Source organism: Pseudoalteromonas sp. MT33b, from assembly GCF_014117385.1.
GTDB classification, from domain to species: Bacteria; Pseudomonadota; Gammaproteobacteria; order Enterobacterales; family Alteromonadaceae; genus Pseudoalteromonas; species Pseudoalteromonas lipolytica.
Genome location: NZ_CP059831.1, coordinates 640,808 through 660,217 on the forward strand (window position 1 = coordinate 640,808; position 19,410 = coordinate 660,217).

General features: G+C 42.8%; 15 protein-coding genes. 10 read left to right on the plus strand and 5 right to left on the minus strand.

The annotated features are described in order from the left end of the window. The first annotated feature begins 11 nt into the window (after window positions 1–11). From H3302_RS03075 to H3302_RS03085, 3 genes are all read left to right on the plus strand, one after another. Window positions 12–344 carry a hypothetical protein gene (locus tag H3302_RS03075; protein ID WP_036970853.1) on the plus strand — a complete coding sequence of 111 codons (333 nt, stop codon included), beginning with the start codon at window positions 12–14 and terminating at the stop codon, window positions 342–344. 89 nt (window positions 345–433) lie between these two features. Beyond that, window positions 434–2,110 (plus strand): DUF1566 domain-containing protein, encoded by a 1,677-nt coding sequence (locus H3302_RS03080; protein ID WP_182396133.1) that lies wholly within the window; start codon window positions 434–436, stop codon window positions 2,108–2,110. Window positions 2,111–2,171: 61 nt separating this feature from the next. After that, a complete protein-coding gene (locus H3302_RS03085; RefSeq protein WP_227006851.1) occupies window positions 2,172–2,633 on the plus strand; it encodes a DUF1566 domain-containing protein in 462 nt (153 codons plus the stop codon). Here H3302_RS03085 and H3302_RS03090 read toward each other — a convergent pair. After that, window positions 2,621–3,730, minus strand: coding sequence for a tRNA nucleotidyltransferase (locus H3302_RS03090; RefSeq protein ID WP_065978028.1), 1,110 nt, complete (start codon window positions 3,728–3,730; stop codon window positions 2,621–2,623). The genes H3302_RS03085 and H3302_RS03090 overlap by 13 nt on opposite strands. A 195-nt stretch (window positions 3,731–3,925) precedes the next feature. On the opposite strand from H3302_RS03090, the gene H3302_RS03095 reads away from it, so the two are divergent. Next, entirely contained in the window at window positions 3,926–4,846 is a 921-nt protein-coding gene (locus H3302_RS03095; RefSeq protein WP_036970843.1) for an ExeA family protein, read from the plus strand. A gap of 13 nt (window positions 4,847–4,859) precedes the next feature. Next, window positions 4,860–5,939: a general secretion pathway protein GspB gene (locus H3302_RS03100; RefSeq protein ID WP_118844016.1), complete on the plus strand. Its 1,080-nt coding sequence runs from the start codon at window positions 4,860–4,862 to the stop codon at window positions 5,937–5,939. A gap of 25 nt (window positions 5,940–5,964) precedes the next feature. Here the strand turns inward: H3302_RS03100 and H3302_RS03105 are convergent, their stop codons facing one another. Next, complete coding sequence (locus H3302_RS03105) at window positions 5,965–7,173, minus strand: HD-GYP domain-containing protein (protein ID WP_065978031.1); 1,209 nt, start codon at window positions 7,171–7,173, stop codon at window positions 5,965–5,967. 225 nt (window positions 7,174–7,398) lie between these two features. Continuing rightward, window positions 7,399–11,202: a bifunctional proline dehydrogenase/L-glutamate gamma-semialdehyde dehydrogenase PutA gene (putA, locus tag H3302_RS03110; protein WP_036970837.1), complete on the minus strand. Its 3,804-nt coding sequence runs from the start codon at window positions 11,200–11,202 to the stop codon at window positions 7,399–7,401. Window positions 11,203–11,368: 166 nt separating this feature from the next. Here putA and H3302_RS03115 point away from each other — a divergent pair, with 166 nt between their 5' ends. After that, window positions 11,369–11,851, plus strand: a complete 483-nt coding sequence (locus H3302_RS03115) for a winged helix-turn-helix transcriptional regulator (protein ID WP_036970835.1) — start codon at window positions 11,369–11,371, stop codon at window positions 11,849–11,851. A gap of 110 nt (window positions 11,852–11,961) precedes the next feature. Here H3302_RS03115 and H3302_RS03120 read toward each other — a convergent pair whose 3' ends face one another. Beyond that, entirely contained in the window at window positions 11,962–12,561 is a 600-nt protein-coding gene (locus H3302_RS03120) for a TIGR04211 family SH3 domain-containing protein (protein ID WP_036970833.1), read from the minus strand. A gap of 213 nt (window positions 12,562–12,774) precedes the next feature. Between H3302_RS03120 and H3302_RS03125 the strand changes: the two genes are divergently transcribed. The 3 genes from H3302_RS03125 to H3302_RS03135 all read left to right on the plus strand — a co-directional run bounded on the left by H3302_RS03125 (window position 12,775) and on the right by H3302_RS03135 (window position 15,420). Further along, on the plus strand, window positions 12,775–14,295 hold the full coding sequence (locus tag H3302_RS03125) for a CYTH and CHAD domain-containing protein (RefSeq protein ID WP_036970831.1): 1,521 nt from the start codon (window positions 12,775–12,777) through the stop codon (window positions 14,293–14,295). Continuing rightward, window positions 14,261–14,761: an START domain-containing protein gene (locus H3302_RS03130; RefSeq protein ID WP_182396134.1), complete on the plus strand. Its 501-nt coding sequence runs from the start codon at window positions 14,261–14,263 to the stop codon at window positions 14,759–14,761. The genes H3302_RS03125 and H3302_RS03130 overlap by 35 nt, the downstream gene beginning before the upstream one ends. Before the next feature lie 254 nt (window positions 14,762–15,015). After that, window positions 15,016–15,420 carry a diacylglycerol kinase gene (locus tag H3302_RS03135; protein WP_182396135.1) on the plus strand — a complete coding sequence of 135 codons (405 nt, stop codon included), beginning with the start codon at window positions 15,016–15,018 and terminating at the stop codon, window positions 15,418–15,420. Between the two features lie 281 nt (window positions 15,421–15,701). Here the strand turns inward: H3302_RS03135 and metK are convergent, their stop codons facing one another. Next, window positions 15,702–16,853, minus strand: coding sequence for a methionine adenosyltransferase (metK, locus tag H3302_RS03140; RefSeq protein WP_036970829.1), 1,152 nt, complete (start codon window positions 16,851–16,853; stop codon window positions 15,702–15,704). A 267-nt stretch (window positions 16,854–17,120) separates the two neighbouring features. Between metK and tkt the strand changes: the two genes are divergently transcribed. Next, window positions 17,121–19,112, plus strand: a complete 1,992-nt coding sequence (gene tkt, locus H3302_RS03145) for a transketolase (RefSeq protein ID WP_036970828.1) — start codon at window positions 17,121–17,123, stop codon at window positions 19,110–19,112. Window positions 19,113–19,410 lie beyond the last annotated feature (298 nt).

Below are 19,410 nucleotides of genomic sequence, written 5' to 3' on the forward strand. Positions count from 1 at the left end.
AGGAAAAGGCTATGAGTCAAGAACGTTCTTTTATTAAAAGTGGTCGAAACACAATTATTCATAAAGATAAAAAACTCGACTTAGTAATTGTGAATGGCGAAACCCACCCACGTATAAAAGTGACACAAAATGGTCTTGAACCGTTTAAAGAAGATCTGCCAAAAAACCGTCGTGAAGCAAAAGAGCGTTACCTCGAAATGGTTTACATCACCAGCCCTGATGTTTTTGCAGAAGAAAAACGTCTATTGTTCATTCAAGCCCTTGATGGCCGAGAATATAAGATAGATTACAGTAAAATTGGCACTAAATTGTTTGTGCGTATTCATCAAGAAAGTTACTTATAATTTAGGGTGTTCTTGGCACTTTACTTGCTAGTTATCTTCTTATTTGGCCGTTGGTTATAAAGCCAACGTTGCATTTTAAGGTGGTAAACATGAGATTAGTGCCTCTTGTAGTTGTTGCATTAACGACACTCACAGCCTGTGGGGGCGGTGGGTCGAGTGACACAACACCAATCGCTGCGACAGTTAATGCTGGAGCTGATCAGCAAATTATTGAAAAAAGCGAGTTTACATTATTGGCTAAGGGCTCGCCTGCTGATGGAACATTTACGTGGCAACGAGTAAGTGGCCCTGTTGTAGAGGGGTTCCCAGCAGAAGGTGCTGAGCAAACTCTCACTGCCCCTGATATTAAGCGAGACTCAGAGCTCGTACTTAAAGTTAATTATCAAACGGGTGATGGTCAGTTAGTCAGTGATGAAGTAAGCATATTCATTACCTCTAATAACCAGCTGCCTGTTGCCGTGATCACGCAAACTGCACCGCAAGAACTGCCCTCAAAATACAATGATACTATTGTGCTCAGTGGTGAAGAGTCTGTCGATATTGATGAAAATGGTTCGATAGACAGTTACTTATGGACTCAGCTTTCGGGCCCAGATTTAACCGTTGATAGCTTTAATAATCAAACGATTAGCTTTACTCACCCGCTGCTAGAATCAAACACGCCAATGACATGGCGACTAACAGTGACCGATGATGAAGGGGGCTCTGCAAGCTCTGAACAGTCATTTACGCTTAATAAAACCCTTGAAGTAATCATTGCTAACGCTGGGGAAGATCAGCAAGTTATAGAGTTTGATACCGTTACGCTTGATGCAAGTAACAGTGAAATTGTGACTGCAACCAAGCAGTGCTATTGGGAACAACTAACGGGTGAAATAGTCACCCTTGCAAATCAAAATCAATGTATCACCACATTCATTGCCTCTGATGTTGATACCGACACAGAACTTAGTTTTGAGGTTACCGTAACCGACAGTAAATCGCGCAGTGATACAGATACGGTAGTGATTGGTATCAGCCCTAAACCCCTCGGCCTTATAAATGATACGGGCATGAGCGATTGCTATAACAACACGCAAAAAATTAACTGCAAAAGTGACAACTTCCCAGCTCAAGATGCAGATTTAGGGCGTGACAGTGTTGCTAATCAACTTGATAAAGTAGGCCAAGGTGACTTGGCATTTGATTTTACAAAATTAAATGAATTTGCGGATGAGCTGCCAGACGACGCAGTAAACTTTAGTTGTGTACGCGATAACGTGACAGGCTTAATTTGGGAAGTAAAAGCGGCAAGTGCCACACTGCCACCGGCAACCACTAACCGTGCAGCAACAAATCATTACACGTGGTATTTAAATAGTAATAACGGGGTACAAACGGGCAGTGTTCAAGGTGCAGCAAACTCAACGTGCCCAAGTAACACTGCGTGTGGTTTACAAACGTATGTGAATGAAGTGAATGCGATTGATTTTTGCGGCGGCACTAATTGGCGTGTTCCCACCTATACCGAACTTCTTGGAATACTGGATTACGCTAAACAAGGTGAAGCAAGCTTACTCAACAGTGAGTTTTTTCCAAATCAGCCAAGCAATATTCAGCTAAGCGATGATGGCAACCCGTTTATGCCGTATTGGACATCACAAACCGCTGTGGATGGTACCAGTTTGTCGCAGGCATATATCATTGATATGAGTAGCGCAAACGACTTGGCCTACCCGAAAGGGAAAACCGCCTTTGTCCGCTTAGTAAGAACACCGGGAGAATAATATGCGTAAACTATCTTTCTATGCATCGGTTGCCTTACTGGCAACACAGCCTACATTTGCTATGGCGCAGGTTTGCTACGATGCGGTAACGCAAACGACCCCAGACAGCCGCTTTGTCATTAACGAAAATGGCACGGTAAGTGATGTAGAAACAGGCTTAATGTGGCAACGTTGTAGCTTTGGACAAACTTACAATAGTGCAACGGCAACATGTGAAGGCACCAGCCAGCAGCTAACCTGGGGTGAAGCATTACGCGGTGCAAAGAATACGCGTCTTGCCGGTTTTTCTGATTGGCATGTGCCTAATGTAAAAGAGTTAGCCAGCATTTTAGAGCATCGATGCGTGCAGCCGAGTATTAACGAAAGTGTCTTTCTTGCTACTAAGCTGCAAAATTACTGGAGCAGCACATCAGGAAAAGAGCGAACAGACCTTGCTTGGGTTTATCAGTTTGATAAAGGCATAAACAGTCTTCACGCTAAAGAATCCGATGTATTTCTGCGACTCGTACGTTATGAAAAATAATTTTTAATGATAGATAGCCGCGCGTTTTCAAGCGCGGTTTTTATGTCGGCCCCTTTAATTCCTTGGGCGATAAATTGCTGTGGATCGACAGCGCTTGCCTGTTCAGTCACTTGGTGTAGTTGTGTTATACATGCCACTGGCTTTTGTTCACTTATTTCTAACGCCTTGAGTACGGCGTTTAAACGCTCAGGACGACGCCATAAATCAAGTCGGTTAAAACAGCCTAGCAGTGCGTCACAATCCGGCTGCTTGTCAGTCAATATTGAACGATGAGCAACAGTGTTAAGAGCAACATCACGCACTTCATTTGGTAGACGGATCTGCTGTGCGATTGTGTGAATATCAGATTCTGTTAGCGAGAGTGTCACTTGGCTAAAAAGTAATGCTGTGTCTGTAATAGAGTGCTTGTTGGCATAATCAAAGCGCGCTTGCATCGTTTGATACAATGCATCACTCCACTGTGATTCTAACGTGGGGCTGATCACATGTAAGCCTCCAATTTTAAAGAGAGTATTTAAAAACTCTGCAAATGCGCCATCACTAAGAGATTTTTCGCATTCTAACCAAACTCGTTCCGCTGTGAGTGTTTCAAGCTCGCCTGCTTTTACCATCGCAATAAGCAAACGTTCTGTTTCTGGCGCAATAGAAAAGCCTAAGTAATGATAACGAGCAGCAAATCGGGCGACTCGTAAAATACGTAACGGATCTTCAGAAAACGCATCTGAAACATGGCGTAATAAACGGTTCTCGATATCGCTTTGCCCACCAAAAGGGTCAACTAATGTGCCATCTTCGGCTTGCGCTATCGCATTAACAGTTAGGTCTCGGCGGATTAAGTCTTGTTCTAAAGTGACATCGGGCGTGAAATCGCAGATAAATCCCGTATAACCTTGGCCTTGTTTCCGCTCAGTTCGGGCAAGTGCATATTCTTCTTTTGTTTTTGGGTGCAAAAAAACAGGAAAGTCTTTGCCGACTTGTTGGTAGCCTTGTTTAATTAGTTGCTCGGGAGTTGCACCTACGACAACGTAGTCGCGTTCTTTTACTTCACGACCTAACAGTGCGTCTCTTACAGCGCCACCGACCAAATAAACCTGCATAGTACACCTATTATTTTTACCTTTTCGGTATTTTACGTTATTTGCCAGCGATACCCAAACTCCAAAAAATAGGCGCTTTATTCGGGGCCGTGTTTTTTATCTTAAAGTAATTTTAGTATAACGTACGAACAAGGTTTTAAGTCGCGTAGTTTTTTGCCATTATAGGCCGTGATTTTAAACGCAAGGAACATCACGGTGTATTTAAGCTATTTTGGCTTGTCAGAAAAACCTTTTTCGATTGCCCCTAATCCTGAATATTTATTTCTTAGTGAGCGTCATAAAGAGGCCTTAGCGCACCTTACTTATGGACTAGGTGAAGCCGGCGGTTTTGTACTTTTAACCGGCGAAGTGGGAACAGGTAAAACAACATTAACCAGAAGTCTGCAAGAGCAGTTACCTGAAAACACGCAAGTCGCACAAATTCACAACCCGGCATTGTCTCAACTTGAATTGCTTGCCAGTATTTGCGACGAACTTAAGATTGACTATGACAGCGAAAATGCCACATTAAAAACCTTAACAGATGTGATTAAAAAGCATCTTGAGGCGAATAATTTAGCAGGCGGTCATACCATCTTAATTATCGATGAAGCACAATTGCTGGCTCCCGATGTGCTTGAGCAATTACGCTTATTGACGAATATAGAAACAGATCATAAAAAGTTACTACAAATAGTGTTAGTTGGGCAGCCTGAGCTACAAGAGCTATTAAAACGCACCGAACTTAGACAACTTGCTCAACGTATAACGGCGCGTTACCACTTATTACCGCTTAGCGAAGGCCAAGTGTTTGCTTATGTTAAACACCGTTTACTCAAAGCTGGCACTGAACAAGCGCTCTTTTCTGCTGATGCCTTAAAAGCGATTTACCAAGTAACAGAAGGGGTGCCAAGGCTTATTAATTTATTGTGTGAGCGCTGCTTAGTCGGGGCTTTTTCACAGCAAAAGCTGAGCATTGATAGTGAGCTTGTCATGCGCTCAGCAGTTGAAGCTTTACCGCCAAGCAGTGCGCCTATTTCGTCAACTGCGAACAAAGAGCCAAGTTATGTTTGGCTTTATCCTGTTTCATTTTTAGCCGTATTGGGTATGGGTATTGGTTTATCTTACCTAATATAACGAGTGATCATTTATGTCATTACTTTTAGATGCAATTAAACAATCTGGTCAACACGAGCAAACAGCGATTGATCATGACCACGCTGCTCTGCAGCTTAAACAACAACAAGAATTAACCCGTTATCGCCGTCTTGCTTTTTCGTTTGGGTTATTACTAGCGGTTATTTTAACGCTGATGGCAGGCTTTTCTATTGGTAAATGGCTGCAAAAAAATGAACCTTTTGCGCAAAAGCAAGTTACTAGTAACAGTGCTGAAGAGACACAAAGTTCTTCACAAGCAACAGAGACTTTAGCGGCAACAGATACAAATAATGTACCTGTGACAGAGGAAGCACCCGCAACAGCTGTTCCGCAAGCTGCCAATACACAGGCTAATCCACCTGTTAACAATACTGCGAATAATGTGGGCCAAGTGCCTGTTACAGTCGCACCTCAGCAGCAAATGATGCAGCAAGTTCCTGTGCAAGGGCAGCAATATCAATGGGTACAAGTACCCGTTAATACCGTGCCTGTTTATGCTAATCAAGGTTATCAAGGGCAACCTGTTTATCAACAGCCTGTGTATCAAAATCAGCCAATTTATCAGCCTCAGCAACCGCAATTTTCGCAGCCAATGCAAATGCAACAAATGACACCGCAGCAAATGAGCAGTCGAGACATTGACATGAGCAAATACAAGGTGCTGGGTAAGCCGCTAAATGATCAAAGCCCATCGCAAGTCAACCAAACCGTGGTTGATGACGAATTTAACGACGTGCCTAATAACTTAAAAAGTGCCTTCGAGAGAGCAGTGCAAGATGTCGATAATAAGCATGTGGCTGATATAACGCGCAGTACTAAAAACTCATCATACGCAGAGCCTGTCGAACTGCTGCCTGACTCGCTGCAAAGCTTGATCCCAACTATTAAGTATCAGGCGCATATTTATGCCTCTGAAGCCTCTAAACGTTGGATAAAGATAAATGGTCGTGAATTGTATGAAGGCGATAATATTGGCGTACTCAATGTGATAGAAATCACACCTGAGCAAAGTTTATTTAGTTACGACGGTTACGAGTTTACGTTAAAGGCACTGCAAGACTGGCCTGAGTAGCCAGTCTTATATTTAAAAATAGTGGTTATGGCAAAATTGAGTTTTTGAAGAAGCGGATCAGATCGACATTAAAGTCATTGGGTCTGACTGCTGCTTCTAAGCTATCGTGACAACGGTTATTTGCTAAATCAATATCTTGCACTTCGGTATAGTGTGCATGCTTGGCGTTATAAAACACTTTTACCACGGGTTTTAATGGGCTGCTTGGGTTACTTCGTGTAACCACGGCAAGCTTTTGGCTTTCAAGTTTCACCAAGGTGCCGACAGGGTGAATACCGATACATTGAATAAATTTCGTCACAAGGTCGCCATCAAAACTATCTGGGCAGCCATCTTTTAGAATTTTAAATGCTTTAATTGGCTCCATACCGGCTTTATAGACTCGCTCTGCGGTGAGTGCGTCATATACATCAACAATCGACGCCATACGAACGTACAGGCTTAATTCATCACCATGCTTACCGAATGGGTAGCCGCTGCCATCTAATCGCTCATGATGGAAACCCGCAATTTCAACTGCGATGCCACTGAGGCCTGATTGTTCTAATATTTCTTTGCTGAAACGGGCATGGTCTTGAATGATTTGATATTCTTCGTCTGTTAACTTGCCTGGCTTATTGAGTATTTCATCAGGTATTTTTATTTTGCCAATATCATGCAATAGGGCACCTGTCGCTATTTCTTGAATGATGCTTTTATCGATGCCTAAGTGTTTGGCAAAAATACTAATAAGAATTGAAACGTTAATTGAGTGTTCGAGTAAATAGGCGTCTTTTTCGCGCATTCTGGTAATGCAGGCAAGGGCATCTTGATTACGGAAAACGGAGTCCATAAAGCCACTGGCCAATTCTTGAAATGGCGCAATATCAATTTTATTACCAGTACGAATATCATTAAATGCTTTGCTTTGGAGTGATTTTGCTTCGTTGTATAAACTATTCGCTTTGGCCATTTCTGCAGACACGCTATGCGATGTATGCCAAGGGTTATGGGCGACGGTTTGCGGCTCTGGCGGCGAAGTGTTTTGCTGCTCTTCCACTTTATTGTCACTGCTCATTGTGAGCGTTTTATCGGGGTCGATAACGACTTCTAAGATACCCGCTTTAGCTAGTTTATCGATACCTCCCTGAGTCTTCACCCATCCTTGGTTTTTAATGCGGATTTTGCCTGTCTGTTTTGTAACGCTTTGTACAAACATACCGGGCTTAAGTTGATCAATAGGGAGAGTTTTCAAGGCCTTTACTTCAAGTTAAATACATTACCTTTAACCTAGCAGATAATTTGTCTTCTAGTAAATAATAATAAAGGTGATAATTTTGAAATTGGTGCAGCTTTTCGTCTATAAAGTGGTTGTTTTTCTTAATGTTAGGCTATTTTATCTGGGTATAAAAAAGCCCCTGTTAGGTACAGGGGCTTTTAGATTTTATAACAGCAAAGTTAGTTAACTTTTATGCGCTGTTTACTCATCGTCTTCAACAAGCGTCATCAGTGATGTATTACCACCTGACGCTGTTGTATCGATACTGATTGTTTTTTCAGTCAGTAAGCGCTTGATTAGCGTATCGTAGTACTCAGAGCTAATCACTGGCAGAATCGCCCCTTTACGTTGTGCTAACTGTTGGCTGAAATAGCCTAAACGTGATGAGCGAGCTGCTACAACCGCACCGGCAAGGTGAGGGTGTGCCAAGATAGCTTGTAACTGGTTAGGCTTAGCAACTTGGAATACACCTTCGGCGATACCTGTTGAAATAAACTTGTCTTTGAAAGCAACCGCTTCTTCGTAGAACAGTTCAGATGCAACGGTGATGACAGTATTACCCGCAGCAAGTGCTGTGATAATTGAAATCGCCCAGAAGTTAAATGAAGTACTCTTATCGGCATAACACACAACACAACCACGAGGCTCAAGGTGAAGCGTATTAGATTCACCTGTTGGTCCAGGTAATACAGTGTGTTTACGCATGTGCTTTTCAAGGCGGTTAAGCTGCGCACGTGCATCGGCTAATGTTAATGCTAAGTCATCAGCAAGCTCGTCGATAATTTCGACAGTAGCGACTTTTGCTAACAACTGACGTACCGCAGAAACGCGGTCGTTTAACGGTGTTGCACGCCAGATTTTTTCATCGCGTAATGAGTTTTCCATTAGCTTAGCAACTTGCTCAGCCGCACCTGAATAATGGTGAGTGTCTAGCTCATCAGGTGATAGGTTCGTCATTTGTACGTTATCAGGTGACGCTTTTTCTTTCACAAGACGTTGTAAGTAGTTAGGACCACCTGCTTTAGGGCCAGTACCTGAAAGGCCACGACCACCAAATGGTTGCACACCAACAATTGCACCAATCATGTTACGGTTTACGTACACATTACCTGCACGAGACATTTTTGCTAAGTATTCACAACGCTCTTCAATACGTGAGTGAATACCCATTGTTAGACCGAAGCCTGTGCCATTGATTTGATCAATCACATTATCAAGCTCTGAGCCTTTGAAACGAATAATGTGCACACATGGACCAAATACTTCGCGTTTAAGTACTGAAAGGTCTTTAATTTCATATAAACGCGGTGCGAAGAAATAAGCGCCATTTTCGTTGTTATCAGGAATAGCACACTCGTAATGAAGTGTTGCATTACCTTTTAAGTATTCAACGTGTTCGTTTAAGTTTTTCAGTGCTTTTTCGTCAATTACAGGACCAATGTCAGTCGAAAGTAATGAAGGGTCGCCAACATGAAGCTCTTTTAATGCGCCTTTGATCATCTCAATGATGCCATCAGCAATATCTTCTTGTAAGAATAAAACACGTAATGCAGAACAACGTTGACCTGCACTTTGGAAGCCAGAGCTGATCACATCATCAACAACTTGCTCAGGAAGCGCTGTTGAGTCAACGATCATACAGTTTTGACCACCTGTTTCTGCAATTAACGGCACTTGAATGTCGTTACGTGCAGCCAGTGTTTGCGAGATGATTGTGCCTGTTTCAGTTGAACCTGTGAACATCACAGCTTGAATACGCTCATCAGGTACAATTGTCTTACCTACTTCGCTACCACGTGCAATAACAGGTTGTACAACATGCTCAGGTAAGCCAACAGATAACATAAGGTCAATTGTACGAAGCGCAATTAAACTTGTTTGCTCAGCTGGTTTTGCAATCACCGTGTTACCCGTTACGATAGCAGCAGCAACTTGGCCTAAGAAGATAGCAAGCGGGAAGTTCCATGGGCTGATACATAAGATCACGCCACGCGCTTCAAAACGCTCATCTTCAGATAACTCTTCAGCACGAGCAGCGTAATAACGGCAGAAATCAACGGCTTCACGCACTTCATCAATGCCATCTTGCGCCACTTTACCCGCTTCTTTAATACAAAGAGCGACGAGTTCATCGTGGTGACGCTCTAAAATATCAGCGATGCGGCGAAGTAAGTTAGCACGTTCTTTAACCGGTGTTTGTGACCATGATTCAAACGCTTTTTCAGCATTTTCAAGAAGCGCAGTCATCTCGTCAGATGATTGTAGTTTCACATGACCAATGATTTCTTTGTGGTTCGCAGGGTTTTTAACTGCAATTGAACCTTCTGGTACATCATTTAACTCAATGCGATTTTCTGCAAACCAGGTGTCTAGGTTTTCTTTAAATGGTGTAATGGCATTGATGTCAGTTAAATCCATGCCTTTTGAGTTCGCTCGCTCGTCACCGTATAAATCGATAGGCATCTTGATTTGCGTGTTGTACTTATTACGCAGCCCTTGCAGTGTTTCAACTGGGTCAGGTAACAGTGCTTCAACTGGTTGAGTGGTATCAACAATCGCGTTAACAAACGATGAGTTAGCGCCGTTTTCTAATAAACGACGTACTAAGTATGCAAGTAAGTCTTCATGCTGACCTACGGGTGCGTATACACGACACTGAATTTTTTCTTGTTCAACGATTTGGTCGAACAGTGATTCACCCATACCGTGTAAACGTTGGAATTCGAAGCCTTCGTGATCGCCTTTTGCAACTTCTAAAATCGTCGCTGCTGTATAAGCATTGTGTGTTGCAAATTGCGGATACAGAACATCGCGTGCTTCAAGCAGTTTAATCGCACAGGCTTTGTATGATACGTCGGTAGTCGCTTTACGGGTAAATACAGGGTAGTGATCTAAACCATCTTGTTGTGTGGTTTTGATTTCGGTATCCCAGTATGCGCCTTTTACAAGACGAACCATTAATTTGCGGCCAACACGGCGTGCAAGGTCTGCAACCCACTCAACAACGAAAATAGCGCGTTTTTGGTAGGCTTGAACTGCTAAACCGAAACCTTGCCAGTTACCCAGTTCTTCATCACTGAATACCGCTTCGATAATATCTAAAGAGATATCTAAACGGTCAGCTTCTTCAGCATCAACCGTAAAGCCGATATCGTAGCTTTTAGCTGCAAGTGCAAGTTCTTTTAGTTTTGGTACGATTTCAGCCATAACACGTTCACGATGCGTGAACTCGTAACGTGGATGAATCGCAGAAATTTTTACTGAAATACCCGGGCTCTTTATTGGGCCACGACCATTTGCAGCTTTACCAATTGCGTGAATGGCTGTCATGTAGCTTTGGAAATAACGCTCAGCATCTTTCATGGTGCGCGCGCCTTCACCTAGCATATCGTATGAGTATACGTAGCCTTTTTGTTCTTTATCAGCAGCACGTTCAATTGCTTCGTCAATGGTACGACCCATTACGAACTGCTTACCCATGATCTTCATCGCGAAGTTCACAGATTTACGAATAACCGGTTCACCTAAACGACCAATGGTTTTCTTAAGCACACCAAATTGTTGCTCTTTAGATTTGTCGCTGTAGTTAACCATTTTACCCGTTACTAACAGACCCCAAGATGAGGCGTTTACGAATAAAGAGTCACTGCTACCTAAATGCGAACTCCAATCACCCTTGGCAAGCTTGTCACGGATAAGCGAGTCTTGCGTTGCCTTATCTGGAACACGTAGTAATGCTTCTGCTAAACACATTAAAACAACGCCTTCTTCACTCGATAGTGAGAATTCGTTTAACAGTGCATCGACACCGCTTTGACCATCTTGGTCGCGACGGATATTTAAAACCATTTGACGAGCACGTTCCCACGCTCGGCTACGGGCTTTAACGCCTACTTCAGCCAAAGGCAAAATGTGATCGATAACCGCATTTTCATCTATACGGTAAAAGTCGCGGATCTTTTGTCTAATTGGACATTCAGTTGTCAAATCGCCATTAAATAGCATATGTAACCCTCTGGTATGTGGAGTCTAGAAATAAACTAAAAGTATTTCTTACCATTGATATAATCCGTGCATTCTAATTAAAATCCAGCAGAATATGCTGGTTATATTTTTCGATTTACGATAATTTACAGGGCATACCGTTAACTTAGCCGCATAAAATTCTGTTATGACTAACCCGAATAGATTACGCATGTTAGATCGTATCGATTTAGCAATTTTAGACGCTCTGCAAAAAAATGGCAGAATATCGAACGTAAACCTGGCAAAACAGGTCAATTTGAGTCCGAGTCCATGCCTTGACCGTGTTAAGCGCTTAGAGCAAGAGGGCTACATTGAGGGGTATTATGCAAAGTTAAGCGAAGCCAAGCTTAATCAAAGTTTGTTGGCTCATGTGCAAGTGTCGTTAGTGACCTCAAATACCTCAGTGTTTAAGGTGTTCAGAGAATATATTTTAAATATTCCACAAGTGGTCGAGTGCGACATGGTGGCAGGCGGATACGATTACCTATTAAAAGTGCGAGTCTCTGATATGGACGAATATCGCCAAGTTTTGGGTGATTTGGTCGATATTCCCGGTGTTGGTACGCACCACACCTATATGGTGATCGAAAAGATAAAACAAGATAGCGGTTTAAGATTCGATATCTAAACAAAAAAAGCACCAAACGGTGCTTTTTTTATGAAGATTTTTTGCTGGGTTATACCCACTCGCTTAATTAATCCCTAAAAATGATTAACTATTATTGCGGGTTGCTATTATTACGCCCAACCATCATAACGTTTACGGCGTGAAAGCATAATCGTTAAAATAATACCAAGTAATAAACCAATAAATGCAATAGCGCCGCCGTAAGTTAATAGTTGGCGTTTTTCTTTGGCACTGGCTAATTGTTTCACGTTGCGCTCAGATTCTATGGTACTTTTTAGTTTTTCAATTTGTTCGCTTAGCGCTTGGTTTTGCTCAGTGAGGGTTCTGTTTTGTTCTTGTAATTGCGGTAGTTCAATTTCTGCTTGGCGTAATTGCTCTTGCATCAAGGTCATGTCGTTATTCAGAGCTTGAAATTGCTGATGGATACCGGCGTTTTCGCTGATAAACTTCGTTTCTACCCAGCCTTCGCGGTCTTTGTCGTCGCGAATTTTAAAATAACCATTATCTTCTTCTGATAACAAGGTAATTTGAGTACCTGCATCAACTGACCCCAAAATACGGTAGTTTTTACTCGGGCCTGAATGCATAAAGGTATAGAGGTTGTCGACTATGTATGCGGTGTTTCCGTTGTCGCTTGTAGGCGCTTCTTCTGCATAGCTAATGAAAGTGGCGGCTGATAGGAGCAGCCCAAAAATACACTGTTTTAACATCAATCTACCTTGTTAATGTAACCTTGCCCAAAAATGGTCAAATTTTTAAATACGTAATGTATAGAGATAGTAGGGATTTCAACTATTAATAGCAAGGCTGATATTGTAATCCAAGACAGGGTTTGAGTGTAAAAATCAGGAAAAAGTTTGCATTAAGTAGCTGCTTTGTTTATTTTGAGCACTTATTTATTTTAAATGTACTCCGCAAAACGAATGGATACTGAGATAGAACTGAAGTTTTTGGTGTCAGATGCCGTTGTTCCACTGATCCCCGCATTAATTACTCAATTTGCAAAAACCGTTACAAATAAACCGTCACGCAGCTTACAAAATGCTTACTATGATACGCCAAGTCGTGAGTTACGCGCACTGGATATTGGTTTGCGTACCCGCTGCTGTGATAACCAGTGCGAGCAAACGATTAAACTCGCTGGCGAAGTTGTAGGTGGATTACATCAACGCCCAGAATATAACTTACCTTTAGAGGGTGGTCGCCCAGATTTAATGGCTTTTGATGCCACAATTTGGCCGCATGGCATGCAAGTTAATGCGATTGCCGACAACCTGTATCCTATTTTTAGTACTAACTTTATTCGTCGCACGTGGTTAATCGAAACCAACAGTGGAGCTAAAATTGAGGTTGTACTTGATAAAGGTGAAATTGCAGCGTCAGGTAAAGTTGAGCTGATCTCTGAGCTTGAAGTGGAATTAATTGAAGGCAGTCGCCACGAGTTATTTGCCCTTGCAGATAAACTGGTTAGCGAATGTAATGTGCGTCTTGGGCTATATTCGAAAGCTGCACGAGGTTATGGCTTAGCTGATAACACCCCACTAAAAGCAAGTAAATCGATTGGGTTTGTGCCTCTTAAAAAAGAGGCCACACAAGAACAAGCTTTGGTCGCAGGGATAAATTACGCGATTCGCTTTGTACAAAAGCATGAAGCCTGTTACTTCATCAAGCCGAGCTTAAAAACCTTGAAACGAGTCACTGATGGCATTCGATTAATTCGCCACACCTTTTGGCTGTTCGATGATATTGTTAGTAAGGATGATACAGAGTCATTACGTACTGAGTTAAAGTGGTTGCTGAGTGAGTTGGCGTGGGTAGAAAACGCCATTCAGTTAAAAACCTATACCTCAAAACGTCACGCCTATTATAAAAAAATTAATAGCGCACCAGAGCTAACTCAAGTGATTAACGACCTAAAAGAGCTTCAGCCGAGTATTGACGATGTAAAAGCGTTATTTCACAGCACCCGTTACAACCGTTTGCTGTTGCAATTGACCACCTGGTTGATTGAAAAGCAATGGCGTAAGTCGTGGGGGCAGGCAGAGTTCCAAGCAGCAGAAAAACCAGTAGCAGATATAGCCAAGCGCTTATTTGCAAAAGATTGGCACGATATGCATGAGCTTATTCCTGAACAACAAGCACTGAGTGATAAAGACTATTTATCGTTGCGTACTCGTCTAGAAAACTCTCTGTTAAGTGGTAACTGTTTGGGGGCATTATTTAATAAAGACGACAGAAGCGAGTTTCGTATTCCTTGGTTAGATATTTCGCATGGTATTTACGAGCTCAGTACTCTTGAGTATTTAAAGCAGTTGTGTGCAGGACAAGACGATCAGGAATTAGCAAAGATTCAAACGTGGCTCGAGCAAAAGTCAGAGTTTTTAGTGAGCGCCATGGAACAAAGTCGTCATGCCTCATTCAATACTGATCCCTACTGGTTATAAATCTGTGAATCGTTGGCTATTCATTGGGTTAGCGTGGTTTAGTTGTTCAACTGTCGCGACCCCAATAGAATGGCATACTTACAAGCAGCAAGAAGGTATAAAGGTCACGTATCAAAAACATGACAGTGGCATTATCGAAATTAACGCATCTGTGGTTGTTGAAGATACCAAGGCAGATGACTTTATGGCCTTACTTAGCGACACCGACAACGCGCCAAATTGGCTCGAAAATGTTCAAAGTGTAACCTTAATAGAGCGGCTTAGCCCCGCAGAGACGCTCGTTTATACGCGCTTTAACTCGCCTTGGCCGGTTTCTGATCGTGATTTAGTGAGCTACTCTTGCTATCACACCTTAAGCGATAATAAAACCGAGCTTAAAATTACCAGCCAGCCCCACGTTAAACCCTTGGTAAAAGGGGTGGTGCGTATTAAAGAGCTCACCGCTTATTGGCGCTTAGAGCAATAGCAAAATAACTTACTGATTACCCACCAAGCGTATGCAGACCCAAGCGGTGCTATTCCGCATTGGTTAAGTAATAAAGTATCTTTAAAAAGTGTGTTTAAGTCATTACAAGCATTGCGTGAACAGCTAAAAATGAATGCGTTTTCACGGACAAATCCCCCAAGTGTGCCAGGAAAGTGCTTATCTTAGTAAAGCGAAGATGACATTTTAGGTATTTATGAATATTATCTGCGAAGTTTATTCGTACTAGGAACAGCATGAAAGAACCCAAAATCCCCTTGGTCAATAAACCCAACGGCATTGGTATTGGACGTATTTTAAAAGCCACAAGGTGCTCAATTAAAGGTTTTAAGGCCGCATTTAAAGAAGAGTCAGCTTTTCGCTCAGAAATTTATTTAGGGGTGTGTTTATTACCGTTATCGGTTTTTCTGGCGCAGTCACTGACTCATTGGCTCGTGTTGTTTATTCCGTATTTATTACTGTTGATTGTTGAACTACTCAATTCGGCCATCGAAGCGCTGACTGACAGAGTGGGGATTGAATATCATGTACTGTCTGGGCGCGCAAAGGATATGGCCTCGGCAGCGGTGACCTTGTCATTGGTTATTTTAGCACTGGTTTGGCTGGTGGCGGTGTATGAAAAGATAATGATGTTACTGTAATTAATACCAATCGCAATAATACTTAATCATTTTGAGCGATGAAACCAGTCGCTATCTGCGTTAAAAATATCTGATTTACGACAGCATGGATGCAGGAGGTAGAGCAATGCAGGAGCAATTGCCGAGAACAACTAAATAACTAAATTTTTGCCTTGTTATCAATGCGGTTTTATTGCCTAAAAATAGACCACTTATTTAAGCGCAATGGTATAAAAATTTAGAGTAAAAAATTAAACACAAAAAAAGCGCCAAAATGGCGCTTTTTCAGTCTGTATACCCTATTACAGGCCAGCAGCTGCGCGAAGTGCGTCTGCTTTGTCTGTACGCTCCCAAGGGAACTCTTCACGACCGAAGTGACCATAAGCGGCAGTCGGTTGATAGATAGGACGCTCAAGATCAAGCATTTGGATTAAGCCGTAAGGGCGTAGGTCGAAGTGCTCACGCACTAATTCGATTAGACGTGCTTCTTCTAATTTACCTGTACCAAATGTCTCGATGCTGATAGATGTTGGCTCTGCAACACCGATAGCGTAAGAAACTTGAAGTTCACACTTGTCAGCAAGACCCGCAGCAACCATGTTTTTAGCAACGTAACGTGCCGCGTATGCAGCGCTACGGTCAACTTTTGATGGATCTTTACCTGAGAAAGCACCACCACCGTGACGCGCCATACCACCGTATGTATCAACGATGATTTTACGACCAGTCAGACCACAGTCACCCATTGGGCCACCGATAACGAAACGGCCAGTTGGGTTGATGAAGAATTTCGTTGCGCTAGAGATAAGCTCTGCTGGAAGAACCGGCTTAATGATGGTTTCCATTACCGCTTCTACTAGGTCGTTTTGTGAGATTGAATCACAGTGTTGCGTTGAAAGAACAACAGCATCAATACCTACCGGCTTACCATTTTCATATGCAAATGTTACTTGTGATTTTGCATCTGGGCGTAACCAGTTAAGCTCACCGCTTTTACGAACTTGCGCTTGACGCTGAACTAAACGGTGTGAATACGTGATTGGTGCAGGCATTAAAACGTCTGTTTCGTTACATGCATAACCAAACATTAAACCTTGGTCACCCGCGCCTTGGTCTTCTGGACGTGCACGGTCAACACCTTGGTTGATGTCTGGAGATTGTTTACCGATAGTGTTTAGGATTGCGCACGAGTCAGCATCAAAACCCATGTCTGAATGCGTGTAACCGATTTCACGTACAGTTTTACGTGTAATTTCTTCGATATCAACCCACGCGCTAGTAGTGATTTCACCACCCACCATAACCATACCAGTTTTAACGTAAGTCTCACATGCAACACGGGCATGAGAATCTTGCTCTAAGATAGCATCTAGAACCGCGTCAGAGATTTGGTCCGCGATTTTATCCGGATGACCTTCAGATACAGATTCAGAAGTAAATAAATGTTTTGCCATTGTATTTCTGCTCACAAATATTGCGCTTCACTAACGTCGGTAATAGCGCTAAAAAATTAAGGGGCGTATTTTATCTAAAACAATTATGTTTGCATAGTTATTTTACGCCTAGACGTCTATTTTAAATTACTAATAACATTTCGTTCTTAATAAACAGTGGTAATAGACCCATTTAATACGGATTTTTAATTGCACTGCACCCATACAATAAGTAAGAATGGGGCTTAACAAACAACCAGCGCAAATACATTAAAGGTAGGAGAATTCATGCCATCTCGCAAAGAACTTGCAAATGCTATTCGCGTCTTATCAATGGACGCAGTACAACAGGCCAACTCTGGCCACCCTGGAGCCCCTATGGGCATGGCAGATATCGCAGAAGTACTATGGCGCGATTATCTAAAGCACAACCCGACGAACCCAGAGTGGGCAGACCGTGATCGCTTTATTCTTTCAAATGGCCACGGTTCGATGCTGATTTATTCTCTACTACATTTAAGTGGTTACGACTTACCACTTGAAGAAATTAAAAACTTCCGTCAAATGCATTCAAAAACACCAGGGCATCCAGAGTATGGCTATGCACCAGGTATTGAGACCACTACGGGCCCATTAGGCCAAGGGATCACAAATGCGGTAGGTATGGCAATTGCTGAAAAAGCGCTTGCTGCTCAATTTAACCGTGAAGGCCACGACATCGTTGATCACTTTACCTACGCGTTTATGGGTGATGGCTGTTTAATGGAAGGTATCTCTCACGAAGCCTGTTCATTAGCGGGCACATTAGGCCTGGGTAAACTTGTTGCGTTTTGGGATGACAACGGCATCTCTATCGACGGTGAAGTAGAAGGTTGGTTCAGCGACGACACACCTGCACGTTTTAAAGCATATGGCTGGCACGTAGTGAGTGATGTTGATGGCCATAACCCAGAGGCCATCCGCGCAGCAATCGAAGAAGCACGTAGCATTACCGACAAGCCATCATTAATTTGTTGTAAAACAGTGATTGGTTACGGTTCACCTAATAAGTCGGGTAGTCATGACTGTCATGGTGCTCCACTTGGTCATGATGAGATCAAAGCGGCACGTGAGTTCTTAGGCTGGACAGGCGAAGCATTTGAAATCCCAGCTGATATCTACAGCGAATGGGACGCAAAAGAAAAGGGCCAACAGCTAGAATCAAACTGGGACGAAAAGTTTGCGGCATACGCAAATGCACACCCAGAGCTAGCAGCAGAATTTAAGCGTCGTACAAATGGCGAATTGCCAGCAGATTGGGCTGAAAAGTCACAAGCGTACATCGAAGAGCTGCAAGCAAACCCTGCAAACCCTGCAACACGTAAAGCTTCACAAAATGCACTGAATGCATTTGGTCCATTATTACCAGAGTTTATGGGCGGCTCAGCTGACCTTGCTGGTTCAAATTTAACAATTTGGGATGGTTCAAAAGGCGTAACAGCAGACGACGCAAGCGGTAACTACATCTACTACGGTGTACGTGAGTTTGGTATGTCGGCAATTATGAATGGTATTGCACTGCACAAAGGCTTTATTCCTTACGGCGCAACATTCTTAATGTTTATGGAATACGCGCGTAATGCGGTACGCATGGCTGCATTAATGAAGCAACCAAGCATTTTTGTATACACGCACGATTCAATTGGTCTGGGTGAAGATGGCCCTACGCACCAACCAGTAGAGCAAATTGCAAGCATGCGTTTAACGCCTAACCTTGTTAACTGGCGTCCGTGTGACCAAGTTGAGTCTGCAATTGCATGGCAACAAGCGATTGAGCGTAAAGATGGCCCAACGTCATTGATCTTCACACGTCAAGGTCTTGAGCAACAAACGCGTACTGCACAACAGTTAAGCGATGTGAAAAAAGGTGGTTACGTACTGAGTTGCGATGGTGAGCCTGAGCTTATCCTTATTGCAACGGGCTCAGAAGTACAGCTTGCACAAGACGCCGCTGCAGAGCTTCGTTCACAAGGCAAAAAAGTACGTGTGGTTTCTATGCCTTCAACTGACTTGTTTGATGAGCAAGACGCAGCCTACAAAGAAAGCGTATTACCAGCAAGCGTAACACGCCGCGTAGCTATCGAAGCGGGCATTGCAGACTACTGGTACAAATACGTAGGCCTAAATGGCGCAGTAGTAGGTATGACGACATTTGGTGAGTCAGCACCTGCTGGTGAGTTATTCAAGCACTTTGGTTTCACGGTTGAAAACATCGTAAACAAAGCAAACGCTTTGTTCTAAGCTTTAGTCGCTAAAATTTAAAAGCCCGCGCGGTCTTAGCACTGCGCGGGCTTTTTTATGGATTTTTGCTGCCAGTCAAAAGATTCGATACATACCCGACAGATCAGCAATAATTATCACTGCTACTTGGGTACTTAATACCGTAGGGGGCGTTATTAGTGTTTTGGTGAACACATAGGCACTCTCTTTGTTTTTTTAATTGCTCAGTGTATAAAAGATAATAAAAAATCAGCTCACATATAGAGGTTAATTGAATAATCTTCAGTTGCTGCTTACTTAAAATTCGGGCAGGCTGAAA